The sequence below is a fragment of the Streptomyces sp. NBC_00425 genome (assembly GCF_036030735.1).
Taxonomy (GTDB): domain Bacteria; phylum Actinomycetota; class Actinomycetes; order Streptomycetales; family Streptomycetaceae; genus Streptomyces.
Window position 1 is genome coordinate 6,668,112 of sequence record NZ_CP107928.1, and the last position, 14,240, is coordinate 6,682,351.

General features: G+C 69.2%; 14 protein-coding genes and 1 pseudogene. 6 read left to right on the plus strand and 9 right to left on the minus strand.

Features of this window, described 5'->3' with window-relative positions:
• Positions 1–48 precede the first annotated feature (48 nt).
• Positions 49–1,539: a glycoside hydrolase family 32 protein gene (locus OHS82_RS29185; RefSeq protein WP_057582848.1), complete on the plus strand. Its 1,491-nt coding sequence runs from the start codon at positions 49–51 to the stop codon at positions 1,537–1,539.
• Positions 1,540–1,566: 27 nt separating this feature from the next.
• Complete coding sequence (locus tag OHS82_RS29190) at positions 1,567–4,494, plus strand: discoidin domain-containing protein (RefSeq protein ID WP_057582851.1); 2,928 nt, start codon at positions 1,567–1,569, stop codon at positions 4,492–4,494.
• Between the two features lie 507 nt (positions 4,495–5,001).
• Here OHS82_RS29190 and OHS82_RS29195 read toward each other — a convergent pair.
• The 4 genes from OHS82_RS29195 to OHS82_RS29210 form a co-directional block, all read right to left on the minus strand.
• Complete coding sequence (locus OHS82_RS29195) at positions 5,002–5,415, minus strand: PIN domain nuclease (RefSeq protein WP_057582853.1); 414 nt, start codon at positions 5,413–5,415, stop codon at positions 5,002–5,004.
• Positions 5,412–5,669 (minus strand): type II toxin-antitoxin system VapB family antitoxin, encoded by a 258-nt coding sequence (locus OHS82_RS29200; RefSeq protein ID WP_328434899.1) that lies wholly within the window; start codon positions 5,667–5,669, stop codon positions 5,412–5,414. The genes OHS82_RS29195 and OHS82_RS29200 overlap by 4 nt, the downstream gene beginning before the upstream one ends.
• 82 nt (positions 5,670–5,751) lie before the next feature.
• Positions 5,752–7,047 carry a DUF418 domain-containing protein gene (locus OHS82_RS29205; protein ID WP_328434900.1) on the minus strand — a complete coding sequence of 432 codons (1,296 nt, stop codon included), beginning with the start codon at positions 7,045–7,047 and terminating at the stop codon, positions 5,752–5,754.
• Between the two features lie 322 nt (positions 7,048–7,369).
• Positions 7,370–8,578: a DUF418 domain-containing protein gene (locus OHS82_RS29210; RefSeq protein ID WP_057582859.1), complete on the minus strand. Its 1,209-nt coding sequence runs from the start codon at positions 8,576–8,578 to the stop codon at positions 7,370–7,372.
• Positions 8,579–8,665: 87 nt separating this feature from the next.
• On the opposite strand from OHS82_RS29210, the pseudogene OHS82_RS29215 reads away from it, so the two are divergent.
• Positions 8,666–9,037 (plus strand): annotated as a pseudogene (locus tag OHS82_RS29215) (response regulator); the annotation flags it as partial.
• Positions 9,038–9,169: 132 nt separating this feature from the next.
• Here OHS82_RS29215 and OHS82_RS29220 read toward each other — a convergent pair.
• The 3 genes from OHS82_RS29220 to OHS82_RS29230 form a co-directional block, all read right to left on the minus strand.
• Complete coding sequence (locus tag OHS82_RS29220) at positions 9,170–9,649, minus strand: MarR family winged helix-turn-helix transcriptional regulator (protein ID WP_328434901.1); 480 nt, start codon at positions 9,647–9,649, stop codon at positions 9,170–9,172.
• 7 nt (positions 9,650–9,656) lie between these two features.
• A complete protein-coding gene (locus tag OHS82_RS29225) occupies positions 9,657–10,718 on the minus strand; it encodes an alkene reductase (RefSeq protein ID WP_057582862.1) in 1,062 nt (353 codons plus the stop codon).
• A 64-nt stretch (positions 10,719–10,782) separates the two neighbouring features.
• Complete coding sequence (locus tag OHS82_RS29230; protein WP_328434902.1) at positions 10,783–11,688, minus strand: NADP-dependent oxidoreductase; 906 nt, start codon at positions 11,686–11,688, stop codon at positions 10,783–10,785.
• 112 nt (positions 11,689–11,800) lie between these two features.
• Here OHS82_RS29230 and OHS82_RS29235 point away from each other — a divergent pair, with 112 nt between their 5' ends.
• On the plus strand, positions 11,801–11,986 hold the full coding sequence (locus tag OHS82_RS29235; RefSeq protein WP_328434903.1) for a hypothetical protein: 186 nt from the start codon (positions 11,801–11,803) through the stop codon (positions 11,984–11,986).
• 264 nt (positions 11,987–12,250) lie between these two features.
• Here OHS82_RS29235 and OHS82_RS29240 read toward each other — a convergent pair whose 3' ends face one another.
• Together OHS82_RS29240 and OHS82_RS29245 are read right to left on the minus strand one after the other, a co-directional pair.
• Entirely contained in the window at positions 12,251–12,670 is a 420-nt protein-coding gene (locus tag OHS82_RS29240; protein ID WP_057582871.1) for an arsenate reductase ArsC, read from the minus strand.
• A 48-nt stretch (positions 12,671–12,718) separates the two neighbouring features.
• A complete protein-coding gene (locus OHS82_RS29245; protein ID WP_328434904.1) occupies positions 12,719–12,931 on the minus strand; it encodes a hypothetical protein in 213 nt (70 codons plus the stop codon).
• A 130-nt stretch (positions 12,932–13,061) separates the two neighbouring features.
• On the opposite strand from OHS82_RS29245, the gene OHS82_RS29250 reads away from it, so the two are divergent.
• Together OHS82_RS29250 and OHS82_RS29255 are read left to right on the plus strand one after the other, a co-directional pair.
• Positions 13,062–13,376, plus strand: coding sequence for an ArsR/SmtB family transcription factor (locus tag OHS82_RS29250; RefSeq protein ID WP_057582875.1), 315 nt, complete (start codon positions 13,062–13,064; stop codon positions 13,374–13,376).
• Between the two features lie 39 nt (positions 13,377–13,415).
• Positions 13,416–14,207 carry an aquaporin gene (locus OHS82_RS29255; RefSeq protein WP_443041037.1) on the plus strand — a complete coding sequence of 264 codons (792 nt, stop codon included), beginning with the start codon at positions 13,416–13,418 and terminating at the stop codon, positions 14,205–14,207.
• Positions 14,208–14,240 lie beyond the last annotated feature (33 nt).

Here is a 14,240-nt window from a genome sequence, read left to right on the forward strand (position 1 = left end):
CCCTGACCCGGCTGGGCGGGCTCCCCTGAACCACCGAAAGGCACGCGTGTGTCCACCACACCCCGCGATGTGCACTTCCCCGTCGCGCACCTGCGCCCGCCCCGCAACTGGATCAACGACCCCAACGGGCTGGTCTTCCACGACGGCCACTACCACGTCTCCTACCAGTACAACCCGTACGGAGCGACCCACGCGAACATGCACTGGGGCCACTTCCGCAGCCCCGACCTGCTGACCTGGGAGCCGCTGCCGATCGCCCTGTCCCCGTCGCCCGGTGGCGTGGACTCCGACGGCTGCTTCTCCGGCAACGCCGTCTCCGACGGCGACCGGCTCGTCGCCTTCTACTCCGCGCACCTCGTGGCGCGCTCCCCCCAGCACCAGCCGGTCACCTGCGCCGTCTCCCACGACGGCGGCACCAGCTTCCGCCCGCGGGGCGAACTGCTCATCCCCGAGCTGCCCGAGGGCTGCACCATGTACCGCGACCCGTACGTCTGGCGGGACGGTGACGGCTGGCGGATGCTGGTCGGCGCCGCTCTCGCCGACGGCCGCGCCGCTACCCTCCTGTACGACTCACCCGACCTGGAGAACTGGACCTACCGAGGCCCCTTCGTCGCCCGCCCTTCAGAGCCCATCGGCGGCACCAAGGAGCTCACCGGCGATGGCTGGGAATGCCCCCAGTACCTCCCGGCAGCCGGCGGACAGGCCGCCCTCATCTTCAGTACCTGGACCGAACCCACTGGCCCGATGCGCGTCGCGGCCCTGATCGGCGAAGAGCACGACGGCCGCTTCAAGGCAGGCGCACCGGTGTGGGCGGACCACGGCCCGGACTGCTACGCACCTGCCCTGCTGCGTGCACCAGGGGGTACCTCCCACGCCGGAGGCAGTGGGGGAGGCAGATGGCTGCTGTGGGGCTGGTCGTGGGAAGCCCGCGACCAGGCCTGGGCCGTCGCCGGCGGATGGGCCGGCGTCCTCACTCTGCCCCGCGAGATCCACGTCGGCGGCGACGGCACGCTGCATCAGCGGCCTGCCACCGAACTGCTCGCCCTGCGCGGTGAGCACATCGTGCACGCCGAGAGTGCGACCCATGGCCCGGAGCCGGTGGAACTGGGCGGCGTTGGAGGGGCCTTCGACCTGACGGCCCGTCTGGAGCCGACCGGGACCGCCGGCCTGCGGCTGCTCACCACCCCGGACGGATCCGAGTACCTCGACATCCACCTCGATCCGGACGCGGGCGAACTGGTCGTCGACCGCTACCACGCCTCCTTGGACACGCGGGCCCACGGCGGCGCCTACCGGATGCCCTGCCCCACCGGACAGCCGGTCGACCTCCGCGTGGTCGTCGACCACTCCATCGCCGAGGTCTTCCTGACCTCTACCGGCCAGGTCCTCACGCTGCGGTTCTACCCGACAGGGCAGGGCGCGTGGCGACTTCAGGCCCGCACCGCACCGGGCACGCGCCTTCGCTACGCGGTCGACGCGTGGGAGCTGCACCCGCTGGTGATCAAGAAGCCGGCCGCCGGCGCCGCCGAACAGTACTGAACCAACAGGTCTGAAGGAGGATCCTCAATGAGCTCGCACGGTTTTGGACGACGTCAGTTCCTCACCACCGCCATCGGCGTAGCCGCCGCCTGGACCCAGGTTTCCGGCAACGCTGCCGCCGCCACGTCGTCGCGTAATTCTTCCGTGCAGGTCTGGCTGACCGACACGTCGGCCAAGAAGTGGGTCGTCGGCCAGAGCGATGTGCTGTTCCGGACGAAGAGCACCGGCAACCCGCTCACGATCAAAATCGACGACAGCGTCAAGTACCAGAGGATCCAGGGCTTCGGGGCGGCCATGACCGACTCTTCCGCCTGGCTCATCAACAAGCTGTCCACCGCTGACCGAGCGAAGCTGATGCAGAAGCTGTACGACCCCTCCAAGGGCATCGGCCTCAGCCTGATCCGTACGCCGATGGGTGCCACGGACTTCAACGCGTCGGGCACCTACTCCTACGACGACATGCCGGCGGGACAGACGGACCCGACGCTGTCCGACTTCTCGGTCCAGCACGACGAGAATTACATCATTCCCATCTTGCGCCAGGCTCTCGCACAGAACCCGTCCGCCAAGATCCTGGCCACCCCATGGAGCCCGCCAGGCTGGATGAAGACCTCGGACTCCATGATCGGCGGCACCCTCAAGAGCGACTGCGCTTCCACGCTGGCCGACTACTTCGTGAAGTTCATCAAGGCCTACGACAGGGCCGGTGTGCCCATCTCCTACATCACGCCGCAGAACGAGCCCATGGGCACGCCCAGTTGGCCCGGCATGTTCCTGTCCGCATACCAGGAATCCGCGTTGATCCAGGAGATCGGCCAGGCGTTCGCGGCCAACCGCATCTCCACGAAGATCCTGGCTTGGGACCACAACTGGGATGTGCCCTCGTATCCCGAGACGATCTTCAGCGACCCCGCCGCCTCCCAGTACACGGCCGGCACCGGATGGCACATCTACAGTGGCAACCCGATGTACCAGACTGTGGTCCACAACGACTTTCCGGGCAAGGAAACCTACATCACGGAGGCCACCGGAGGCGTCTGGCAGGGTGACGACGAGACGGCGTTCCATGATGCACTCGGCACGTGGATCATCAAGGGCATGCGCAACTGGGCGAACGGTGTGATGCTCTGGAACACCGCGCTCGACCCCAAGTTGGGGCCGCTCAACAGCGACACCAACGGCATCCCCATGTGCCGGGGACTGGTCACGGTCGATCCGGACAGCGGGCAGGTGTCCTACAACGTGGACTACTACGCACTCGCTCACGCCAGCCGGTTTGTGAAGCCCGGAGCGCATCGCATCTACTCGAACACCTTCGGGGACGGAGGCATCGAGAGCGTCGCGTTCCTGAACCCGGACGGCTCGAAGGTCGTGATCGCGTACAACTCGGGTAGCGCCGCGAAGAACTTCAGCGTCGCGGACGGGACGCAGTCCTTCGACTACACCCTGAACGCCGGCGACGCTGTCACGTTCACCTACACGGGCGGGCGCAGCGGCGGGACCCCCGCGGCGACCAATGTCTTCGACCCGTCCCATGACTTCACGTTCAAGTCGTCGCTGGGGCCGATGACGGTCACGTACGAGCCGGCCCTCCTGCAGTACCAGAACGCCGTCCGCACCGGAAGCAAGCTGCTCACGTACTCCCTGCCGATCGGAGCGTCCATCAAGACGCCCGGAACGTCACTGAGCCGTGGCAAGTGGACCGCCACGGCCTCGTCGAGCCCGGACTGGGGTGCGGCCTCGAACGCGATCGACGGCGATATCAACAGCCGGTGGAATCTCGGCCAGGGGACGACCAGCGGGGCTTGGTTCCAGGTCGATCTGGGGAGCCCGACGAGCTTCAACAAGATCGTCTTCGCCACCGGAGAAAGCAGCTCCTTCGACTACGTCACCAAGTACCAGATATACGTCTCGGACGACGGGGCCGACTGGGGCAGCGCAGTCGCGAACGGCAGCGGGAACATAGGGAAGATAGCCGTCACGTTGCCGGCCCAGACGGCACGGTACATTCGCGTCGTCTGTGCCGCGGCATCCGGTTTCTGGTGGAGCATCGCCGAAATCAACGTATACGGATCCTCGAGCGGCACCGGTTCGATCGCAGCCCCGACAGCGGTGCCCAAGGGCCTCCAGCTGAAGACCTGGACCAGTCCGGAAGGGGAACAGGTCACCGCGGTGTTCAACGGCACCGCCGGCAGCCGGAGCTTCCCGGTGTCCGCCGACGGCTCGTACACCTACACCCTGCCGAGCGGAACGTCGGCGATGTTCACCACGCAGAAGCTGGCCGGCTTCCCCGCACCGATCTTCGGAAGCCTGAAGCCGAAGGAAGGCATACCGCGCGCCAAGTTCACGATCAGCGGTTCTCACTTCGGTGACGCGCAGGGGCTGGGCACGGTGCGTTTCGGGAAGCTCTTCGCCGAAATCGACAGCTGGTCGGACACGAGCATCAGCGCGTACGTGCCGAGCGGTCTTGCGGTGGGCACGTACAAGGTCTCGGTGAACGGCGTCGGCGGAGCGGACGCGGGTTCAGCTTCGTTCGACGTCATAGACCTGGGTCCCGCGCTGTCGCGCACGGGCTGGACCGCCACGACCTCCGACACAAGCCCGAACAACGACGGTCCCGCGAACATGCTGGACGGCGATTCCGGCACCCGGTACAGCTCCGGAACAGGTCAGTACGACGGGCTGTGGATCCAGGTCGACATGGGGCAGACCCAGACGTTCGGCAAGATCCTGCTCGATTCCGGCAGCAGCATCGGCGACTATGCGCGAAGTGCGGACGTGTACGTATCGGCGAACGGAACAGACTGGACCAAGGTCTCTTCGATAGAGGACGGCCAGCGTGTCGAGTTGATTTCCTTCTCGACCGAGACGGCTCGCTACATCAAGGTCGTCAACACCGGCAACGTCGCGAGTAACTGGTGGTCAATCGCAGAATTGAACGTATACAGCGACTGACATCCGGCAACATCGGCCAGGACGTCCAGACGCCGCCGTCGGTGGCACTGTTGTCAGCACCCCCTGCGACACTCTGCCCCGGATCCTCTCGGTCGGTCTCACCGCCATGGAGTCGGTGAAAGGCGTGGGCAGCAAGGCCTGAGCCCGCGCCCTTCGGCCCAGAGACGCAGGTCGTCACCGTCACCAAGGGCGGCGCGGACGGCTGGCGCTCCGACGCTCCTTTCGATGGCCTCATCGCCTGAGATCAGATCGATCAGGTGCTCGTGGAGGACTTTGCGCTCGCAGGACGGCCCACCGGAGCTTGAACCGGGAAGCGCACGGGATCCTCCTCCCAAGGATCTGGAACCCTGTTCGGCGCCCTGGAACAGGACCGCGCCCGGAGCCCGGGCGCGGTCCGGGATGAGGTCGACATGTCGCTCGAGCAGGAACATCAACGAGTGGGCAACGACCTGAACAATCTTACGGGCCACCCCGTTCCTCATCGCCGACTGTGCGGCTGTGGAGGCCCTACTGCCTGAGGTCGATCGTGCGGACCGGCTGTCCCGTGGTGCGGGCGATGGTGTCGAAGTCGTGGTCGCAGTGGAGCAGTGTGAGCCCCGCTTCCTCGGCGGCGGCAGCCACTAGGAGGCCGACCGGGCCCGCGCTGCGGTGCTCACCCTTGGCGGTCAGCTGTTCCTGGACGACGCGGGAGCGGCGGTAGACGCCGTCCGGCATGGGGCACCAGGCGTAGTGGGCGTCGAGCGCCGCCTTCAAACGCGTACGGTCTGCGGCCGAACGGGCTGAGTAGAGGACCTCGAGTTCGGTGATGTCGCAGATCGCGACGAGGCCGGCGCCGATCCTGTCGTCCCAGTCGGTCGTGTTCTGGCGGAGCAGGACGCGGGCGAGCGCGGAGGTGTCGATGAGGTAGTCGGCGACGGTCACTCATGCGCTCCGGTGTCGGAGGCGGCGTCGGCTGTGCTCGCTGGCCGGTACTTGCTCTTGTCCAGGAGAAGGTCCATGTCCAGCGCGCCGTCGGTCACCAGCTCGCGGGCTTCGTCGAGCGCGCGCAGACGCCGGTGACGGGCCGTGACTTCCCGCAGGGCGGTGTTGATGGTCTCGCGCTTGGTGGTGGTGCCGAGTTCCTTGGCTGCTTCTTCCAAGGCCTCGTCGTCGAGGTCGATCACGGTACGGCTCACGGGCACCCTCCTGCGTATATCAACTGGAGTAGCAGTCACTTCCGGTGTACCGAAGGGACTTTCCGGGGTGCCCGCCCGAGGCTCAGCGGACGCGGTTCGCCAGTTTGGTGGTGGTGTTGAGGAGGTACTCCAGCGGTCCGCGGTGGAAGAAGCGGGACCAGATCGCCGCGAACAGGGTGGCTCCGACGACGAAGCACAGCAGCAGCTCGAAGGAGGCGGACTGCGGTGGGGTCACGGCTTCGCCAGGCAGGGCGAGGATCACCAGGATGTGGCTCACGTACAGGGTCAGGGACATGGTGCCGACGGCGATGACCGGCGCGGCCAGTCGGCGCAGCACCGGCAGCCGGTCCACGGCCACCGTCAGGCACAGGATCACGGTGATCGCGACTCCCAGGCAGCCGACGACGTCGAACGTGGAACCGCTGTGTGGCTCGGCCGCCAGCAGCCCCCATGCGTCGGGGCCCCACAGCCCACTGCCGACCGGCAGGTCGAAGCCTCCCTCTGCCATGCCGGGATCCTGCATGGCACCGAGGTCTTTGAGGACGTCGAAGTCCTCCATGCCGGGCATCCCGGCCGCGATCTCCTTGGCGCCGCCGGTCCACCGGAGCGCCAACCACGAGAGGCCGTATCCGAACGCGATCAGCGCGGGTCCGACCATGGCCAGCCGCCGCCGCACCGCGCTCGAGGACAGATCAAGCCGGCCCAGCGCCATGCCGGTGACCACGAACGTCATCCAGGTGATCGCCGGGTAGAAGCCGGTGAGCAGGAAGTCGAGCACGCCCACGCCGGAGAGGCGCGCGATCGGGTCGTAGGAGTCGATGGTGTTCACGATCGATTCGCTGAGCAGCGCCCGCAGGCAGTACGCCACCTGCGGCGCGATGACCGCGAGCGCGACCGCGATGGTCGCGAGGGTCCTGGCCCGCAGCCGCAGCAGGGGCAGGGCCAGCAGGAAGTACACCGCGTAGTAGTTGATGATGACGCCGCCGCCGAAGTCGGTCATCGCCAGCGCGGTGCCCACCACGAGCAGGATCGCGGCCCGGATCACGATCCTGGCCTTCGCCTGTCGGCCGGCCAGTCCGGTCTTCGGCTCCAGGCGGCCGGCTATCAGCACCATCGAGAATCCGGCGAGGGTGGCGAACAGCGCCGAGGCCCGGCCGCTCGCCAGCCAGACGAACCAGGTGCCCGCGCCGTCGCCGGAGGTGGGGAAGGGATTGAAGGGGCCGACGTGCACGGCGAACATTCCGAACACGGCCACGGCACGGGCGAGGTCCACCCCGACCAACCGTGCGGTCGACGAAGGGCGTTTCGTCGCTGTGGCGGACTCGGGTGCGGGTAGGGGCTGGGCAGGCGCCTTCTTGGTGCTTTCGATCTCGGTCACCGGGACAACCTTGCCGAGGCGGGGGCGGTCGACCATCCGCCGGGCTTCAGGAGGCCCCCCGCCGGTCGGCCGGCGTGGCCCCCTCCGATCGGCGGGGGCCCGGTCTCGGTCGTACAAGAACGCCTGTGGTGGTCAAGCTGGTCGCCGCGATGCCGCGGGTCGGCAGGCTCACCACGAGCCGGCAGTTCTTCCGCTCCGCCTGAAGGCCGAGCGGCGTCACTTCACGCATCTCATCGATATTGATCACGCAGGCGGGCGGCGGGGTGACTTCCGAACTCTCGGCGGAACGGCATCCGCGGGAAGCGACACACCCCGATGTGTCTTATCGGATGCGTCGGGCGATCCCGGTCGCCCTGCCCATCAGCCATTCGAGCGGCCCTCGCTGGAAGAAGCGGGACCAGAGGGTGGCGAGGACGGTGACGGACGCGATGAAGCCGAGCAGGACGTACAAGGGCGGGACGGTCGCTTCCTCGGTGTCCAGGAGCCAGATGGCGACGATGTGGTAGACGTACGCCGTCAGTGACATCGAGCCGACCGCGATGACGGGCCTGGCCAGGCGGCGCAGGCGGGGGAAGGCGTCCATGGCGGCCAGGCACGCGGTGATCACCAGGATCGCCACACCCGTGGCGGCCACGATGGACAGGGTCGCCTCGCTGTGCGGAGCTGAGGCCAGCATCCCGGCGGGGGTGTCGCCGAAGATGCCGATGCTGTCGGGTGATACGGACGGCGCGGACGACATGCCCGGCCCCTCTTCGGCTTTCCGGACGGCTTCGGCGGCACCGGGTACGAGACGCACCGCCAGCCAGGAGCCGCCGTAGCCGGTGATGGCGAGGGCGACGCCGGTGAGCGCGAGGCGTATCCGGACGGACGTGGCAGCCAGGTCGCAGCGGGCGACAGCCATACCGGCGATCACGAACGGGACCCAGGTCAGGGCCGGATAACCGCCGGTGAAGAACAGTGAGACGGGGCCGTCGGCCTGGCCGTAGGAGAGGAACACGCGGCCGCCGACCACCGGCTTCAGCGCGTACAGCAGCTGTGGACCCACCAGGGCCCATCCTGCGGCGGTCAACGCCAGTGGCTTGGCGCCCAGCCGGTACAGGGGCAGTACGAGCAGGAAGAACAGTCCGTAGAAGGCGAGGATCGGCACGACCGGGGTGCCGGTCAGGGTCAGAGCGGTGCCCAGGACCATGAGGATCACGGCCCGGATGATCACCTTGGCGGCGGCCTGGCGGCCGGCCAGGCCGGTCTTCGGTGTGCGGCGGCCGGTGATGAGGGCGACCGCGAAGCCGGCCAGGACGGCGAACAGGGCGGATGAGCGGCCTTGCGCCAGTTCCATCAGGAAGCCGATGGCTCCGCCCTGAGCCGGGGCGGGGCCCACGTGGACCGCGTACATGCCGAAGACGGCCAGGCCGCGGGCCAGGTCCAGCCCGATCAGCCGGCCCACGCCCGCGCCGGTCGAGGGCTCACTGCGCTCGAGTTCGGGGGACGGCGCGTCGGCCGTAAGCGGCGGGGAGTCCGGGTGATGGGTCATGACCCTCAGGCTGGAGACCCGGGCCGATCATGGACTATCCGCCAGAAGGCTGCCGTGTCCCTGCCGAGTGGTGGGTGCTACCCCGCCATGTGGCTGGAGCTGGGCGCGTCCGAGGACATCGAGGTCGTCGCGACCGCGAGCGGCGGCGACGCGGTGGAGACCGTCCGGCGGGAGCAGCCGGACGTGGTGCTGCTGGACATCCGGATGCCGGACGTCGACGGGCTCACCGTCCTGCGGGAGCTGCGGACGATTCCGGACGCTCCTGTGGCGGCGATGCTGACCACGTTCGACGCCGACGAGTACATCCTGACCGCGCTGAACGCCGGTGCCGCCGGTCTCCTGCTCAAGGACACCGAGCCGGAGCAGCTCGCCCACCTGGTGCGGACCCTGGTCGCGGGCGGTGTGGTGCTGTCGCCCAAGGCGTCGCAGCTCGTCGGGTCTTCTTCCGACAGCCGGGAGCCTGGCTCCGTTCAGCACGGGCCTTCACGGGCCTTCATGGGCCGAGTGCGCTGCGGCACTGTCGCCTTCGCGGCAACGCCGGAAACGATTCGCCCCCCCCCAGGCCGGAACCGGGGTGCAGGCCGAGGGGAGTTACTCGGACTCTCCCGCCGCAATGTCACGGTTGTTGATCGCGTCGGTGATGGCGTAGGCGACACGGACGAAGGACTCTGCCTGATGCGCCGACAGGTCCCGCGCGGAGATTTCTTCCAGGGCCCGCCACATGGCAGCGATGGGCTCGCGCATGGCACGGCCTTTGTCGGTGAGGTGGACGACCATGACGCGCCGGTCGTGTTCGGCCGGCTCGCGCACGAGCAGGCCGGCGTCCTGCATGCGGCGCAGGGACTTGGAGACGGTGGAGTGGTCCAGGCCGACGCTTTCGAGCAGTTCGGACTGGGTCTGGCCGTCCCGGTCGAGGAGTTGCATCAGCAGCAGTTCCTGTCCGGGATGCAGGTTCATCTCACGGAGCATCGCGGCGGCGCGGGCGCGGTGAGCGCGGGCGAGCTGGAAGATCGCGTAGCTCATCGGCCCCTCGCCGGCCGTGGAGGGGGTGTGGTGTGTAGGGACGGGCATCGGTTCCTCAGACGGTGTGGGTGGGGTAGTCGGTGTAGCCGGCCACTCCGCCGCCGTAGAAGGTCTTCGGGTCGGGGCTGTTCAGCGGCGCGTCAGAGCGTAGCCGCTCGACCAGGTCCGGGTTGGCGAGCGCGAGGGCGCCGACGGAGACGAGGTCGGCCGTGCCGTTGTCGACGTCCTTGGCGCGGGTGGGCAGGTCGGTGCCGGCCCGGTTGAGGATCAGCGTGGTGGGCCACAGCGCGCGCAGCGCGCCCAGCAGTTCCTCGTCACCCGCGTGGAGGATGTGGAGGTAGGCGAGGCCGAGCGGACTGAGGGCGCGCAGGAGCGCCGGATACAGCTCGACGGTGTCGGACTCGGCGATGTCGTTGTAGGGGTTGCCGGGGGAGATGCGCAGGCCGGTGCGGTCGGCGCCGATCTCGTCGGCCACGGCGGCTGCGACCTCGACGGCGAAACGGATGCGGTTGTCGACGGACCCGCCGTAGCGGTCGGTGCGCCGGTTGGTGTTGTCGGCGAGGAACTGGTGCACGAGGTAGCCGTTGGCGCCGTGGATCTCCACGCCGTCGGCGCCTGCCGCGACGGCGGCCGCTGCGGCGCGGCGGAAGTCGTCGACGGTCGCCACGACCTCCTGCGTCGACAGCGCACGGGGCGTCGGCATCTCCTGGGGCCCGGACGCGGTGAACATCGCGCCCTGCGGCTGGATCGCCGATGGGGCGACCGGCTGACGGCCGTGAGGGGTGTTGTCGGGGTGGGAGATGCGTCCGGTGTGCATCAGCTGGATGACGATCCGGCCGTCGGCCGCGTGCACGGCGTCGGTGACCTTGCGCCACCCGGCGATCTGATCGTCATTGTGGATGCCGGGGGTGAGGAGGTAGCCCTGGCCGTCGGCGGAGGGCTGAGTCCCCTCGGTGACGATGAGCGCGTGCGAGGCCCGCTGGGCGTAGTACTCGGCGTTGAGCTCGGTCGGTACGCCTTCGGGGGTGGAGCGGTCCCGGGTCATGGGGGCCATGACCAGGCGGTGCGGGAGGGGGATGTCGCCGACGGTGGTCGGCGTCCAGAGGGCGTTCAGCATGAGTGGTCTTTCGGTGCGGTGCTGACCAGGTGATGATCGGAACAAAGGGGAATGGCGGGCGTGATCAGTCGAGGGTGAGGACGAGCTTGCCCCGGACATGCCCGGCGTCGCTGACCTGCTGGGCCGTGGCGGCCTGGTCGAGCGGGTAGGCGGTGACGGTGGTGACGAGCTTGCCGGTCGCGGCGTCCTGCGCCAGCGCGGCCAGGCGGGCGGCCGAGCGTTCCCGGCCACCGCTGGAGAAGGTGATGCCGAGCTGGTGCGCGCGGAAGTCGGCGATGGTGACGATGCGCTCGGTGCCGCCGCGCAAGGCGATGGAGTCATCGAGGGCTCCCTTGCCGGCCAGGTCGAACACCGCGTCCACGCCGTCGGGGGCGAGCGCACGGACCCGCTCGACCAGGCCCTCGCCGTAGAGGGTGGCGGTGGCGCCGAGCGAGGTGAGGTAGTCCTGGTTGGCGGGGCCGGCGGTGGCGATGACGCGTGCTCCGCGGGCCGCGGCGAGCTGGACCGCCAGGGTGCCGACCGCTCCGGCCGCGCCGTGCATCAGCACCGTCTCCCCGGCGGCGACGCCCAGCAGGTTCAGGACCCGCTCGGCCGTCTCGCCCGCCACCGGCAACGCGACCGCGTGCTGCCAGTCGAGGTCGGCGGGCTTGGGGGCCACGGTGGTGGCCAGCGCGTACTGGGCGTACGAGCCGGTGTCCGACCATCCCAGCACCTCATCGCCGACCTGCACGTTCTGCACGCCCTCGCCGAGGGCGTCCACCACGCCGGCGAGCTCGTGACCGGGGACGGAGGGGAGCGGCGTGGGGAACGCGGTCTCCATTGCCCCGGACCGGATCTTGCCGTCCAGCGCGTTCAGCCCGGCCGCCTTGACGCGGACGCGGATCTGCCCGGGGCCGGGCTGCGGGACCTCGACGTCCGCCTCGTGCAGCACGTCGGCGCCTCCGAAACGGTCGAACAGGATGGCTTTCATGACGACTCCTCTCGTGCCCCACCCATTTAGGTGGCTGGACACATGATTACCGTAACAGCAAACATGTGGCTAGCCAAGTATTTGCTGTCGCTCGCGCTGGGCAAGAGTGGTCGTGGTCGCGTCGAAGGTTCAACCGGAGCGCCGTGAGGTCGACGCCCTCGCTGCCCACGTCAAGGCGCTCGGCGGCAAGTCGAGGATCGTCGCTGACTTCGGTGATGAGGCCTGTGTCCTCGGCCGGCCCGTCGACGCGCTGCGGCCCAGGTCGATGAGCGGTCCGGTGGGCAGGCTCGCGCCTTGACGTCAGGGACGATGCCCCCAGGTGCCATTGAGGTGATCTCGGCACGCGGTGGCGGCTACGGCCCCGGCGCCCCCACGACGGCCTGGACTGCGTCGTGCCCGCTCGGGAGACGACCCTGGGCCACTCGCACGCCCTCGGACCCGACGTGGCCACGGTGCCCCCCCGAGCCGACCCTGGCCCCGCACAACCCGGCGATGGCCCCCCTCGTCCCGCTGTGCGAGGCGTCCCTCGCCGACGCACACGAGCCGGTGCCGGTCGCTGAGATCAGGCCTCCTGCTTGGCGTCGATCTCGGCGATCAGTGCCTCGATGCGGGTCTTGATCTCGTCGCGGATCGGGCGCACGGCCTCGACGCCCTTGCCGGCCGGGTCCTCCAGGGCCCAGTCGAGGTACTTCTTGCCGGGGAAGATCGGACAGGCGTCGCCGCAGCCCATGGTGATGACGTAGTCGGACGCCTGAACGGCCTCGGTGGTGAGGACCTTCGGCTTCGCGTCGGCGATGTCGACGCCGACTTCCTTCATCGCCTCGACCGCGGCCGGGTTGACCTGGTCGCCGGGGACGGAGCCGGCCGAGCGGACCTCGATCCGGTCGCCCGCGAGGTCGGACAGGAATCCGGCGGCCATCTGCGACCGGCCGGCGTTGTGGACGCAGACGAACAGCACGGAGGCGAGCGGGCTGGAGGACATCGGTTCTTCCTTCATGAGTCGATCAAGATGCGTGGAGCGCAGTCGGGTTCAGGTGCTCGGCGGCGAGGCGAGCGGTGCGGTGATCCGCACGTCGATCTCGTCGCGGATGCCGCGTGCGACGGCTGTCGGGGCGCCCTCGGCGTCGGTGACCGGCCGGTCCGGGTCGCGGCGGCCGGGCCGTACGGGGCGGGCGTCCCCACGGCCCATGGTGATGACGATGTCGGCGGCCCGCACGACCTCGCTCGTCAGCGGCTCGCGCACCGCGTCCGCAAGGTCGAGAAGCGGTCATGGGATCCCCCTTCGGGGCATGGGTCTCCCCGTGCGTGGGGACGCGAGCCCCAAGGATCACCCGGGCTGGTATCAGCCTGGAATGATGTGACAGTATCAGCCCATGATGATGTCAGTCGACACTGATCTGATGCGGGTTCTCGCGGACCCGGTCCGGCTCCAGATCGTCACCCTGCTCGCCGAGGAGACGCTGTGCAGCACGCACCTGATCGAGGAGACGGGCGTCAGGCAGACCAACCTCTCCAACCATCTGAAGGTGCTGCGCGAGGCCGGGGTCGTGGAGACGGAGCCGTGCGGCCGGTTCACCTACTACCGGCTCAGGCCCGATGTCATCGCCTCTCTCGCGGGACAGTTCGCCGCTCTCGCCGAGGCGGCGCGCGCCACCGCCGAGAACAACGTCAAGCGGTCCTGCCCCTGACCCGGCGGCCGACGCCGTCGCACGCACCGAGGAGTCCTGTTGACCGCCACTGAGGCCACCGAGAACGACCGCGCCGGAGAAGCCGCAGTCGCTTCGGCCGTGACGGGGCACGAGCCGCAGCCCGCCCCGGGCGCCACCCCGCCCCGCGCACCCCTGACCGCCAGGGCGACGGCCGAGTTCATCGGCACCGCCCTCCTGGTCGCCGTCGTGATCGGCTCCGGCATCCAGGCCGCCGAGCTCACGCGCGATGTCGGTGTGCAGCTGCTGGCCAACTCGATCGCCACGGTCTTCGGCCTCGGCGTCCTGATCCTGCTCCTGGGCCCGGTCTCGGGCGCCCACTTCAACCCCGTGGTCACCCTGGCCGAGTGGTGGACGGCGCGGCGCGGCGGCGACGGCGTCACGGCCCGCGAGGCGGCCGTCTACGTCCCCGTGCAGGTCGTCGGCGCGATCGCCGGCGCCATCCTGGCCGACGCGATGTTCGGCAAGCCGTTGGCCGAGTGGTCCACCCACGACCGCTCGGCCGGGAACCTCCTGCTGGGCGAGGTGGTGGCCACCGCCGGCCTGGTCCTGCTGATCTTCGGCCTGGCCCGCACCGGCCGGCTCCGCTTCGCACCCGTCGCGGTCGCCTCGTACATCGGCGCCGCGTACTGGTTCACCTCGTCCACGTCCTTCGCCAACCCTGCGGTGACGGTAGGGCGCACCTTCTCCGACACCTTCGCGGGCATCGCGCCCGGCTCCCTCGCGGGCTTCGTCGGCGCACAACTCATCGGCGGCACCCTCGGCCTGGCCCTGGTCGCGCTCGTCTTCCGCCCGGTCCGGTCGGCCGCATGAGCCGTGGCACGTAGGCGGTGGTGATCGGCGGCG

What these genes read in the sequence shown, in the direction of transcription:
- OHS82_RS29230 (WP_328434902.1), bottom strand. Translation starts at nt 11,688, where the DNA reads ATGAAAGCCATCCTGTTCGACCGTTTCGGAGGCGCCGACGTGCTGCAC.
- OHS82_RS29225 (WP_057582862.1), bottom strand. Translation starts at nt 10,718, where the DNA reads ATGCTGAACGCCCTCTGGACGCCGACCACCGTCGGCGACATCCCCCTC.
- OHS82_RS29250 (WP_057582875.1), top strand. Translation starts at nt 13,062, where the DNA reads ATGATGATGTCAGTCGACACTGATCTGATGCGGGTTCTCGCGGACCCG.
- OHS82_RS29240 (WP_057582871.1), bottom strand. Translation starts at nt 12,670, where the DNA reads ATGTCCTCCAGCCCGCTCGCCTCCGTGCTGTTCGTCTGCGTCCACAAC.
- OHS82_RS29190 (WP_057582851.1), top strand. Translation starts at nt 1,567, where the DNA reads ATGAGCTCGCACGGTTTTGGACGACGTCAGTTCCTCACCACCGCCATC.
- OHS82_RS29210 (WP_057582859.1), bottom strand. Translation starts at nt 8,578, where the DNA reads ATGACCCATCACCCGGACTCCCCGCCGCTTACGGCCGACGCGCCGTCC.
- OHS82_RS29220 (WP_328434901.1), bottom strand. Translation starts at nt 9,649, where the DNA reads ATGCCCGTCCCTACACACCACACCCCCTCCACGGCCGGCGAGGGGCCG.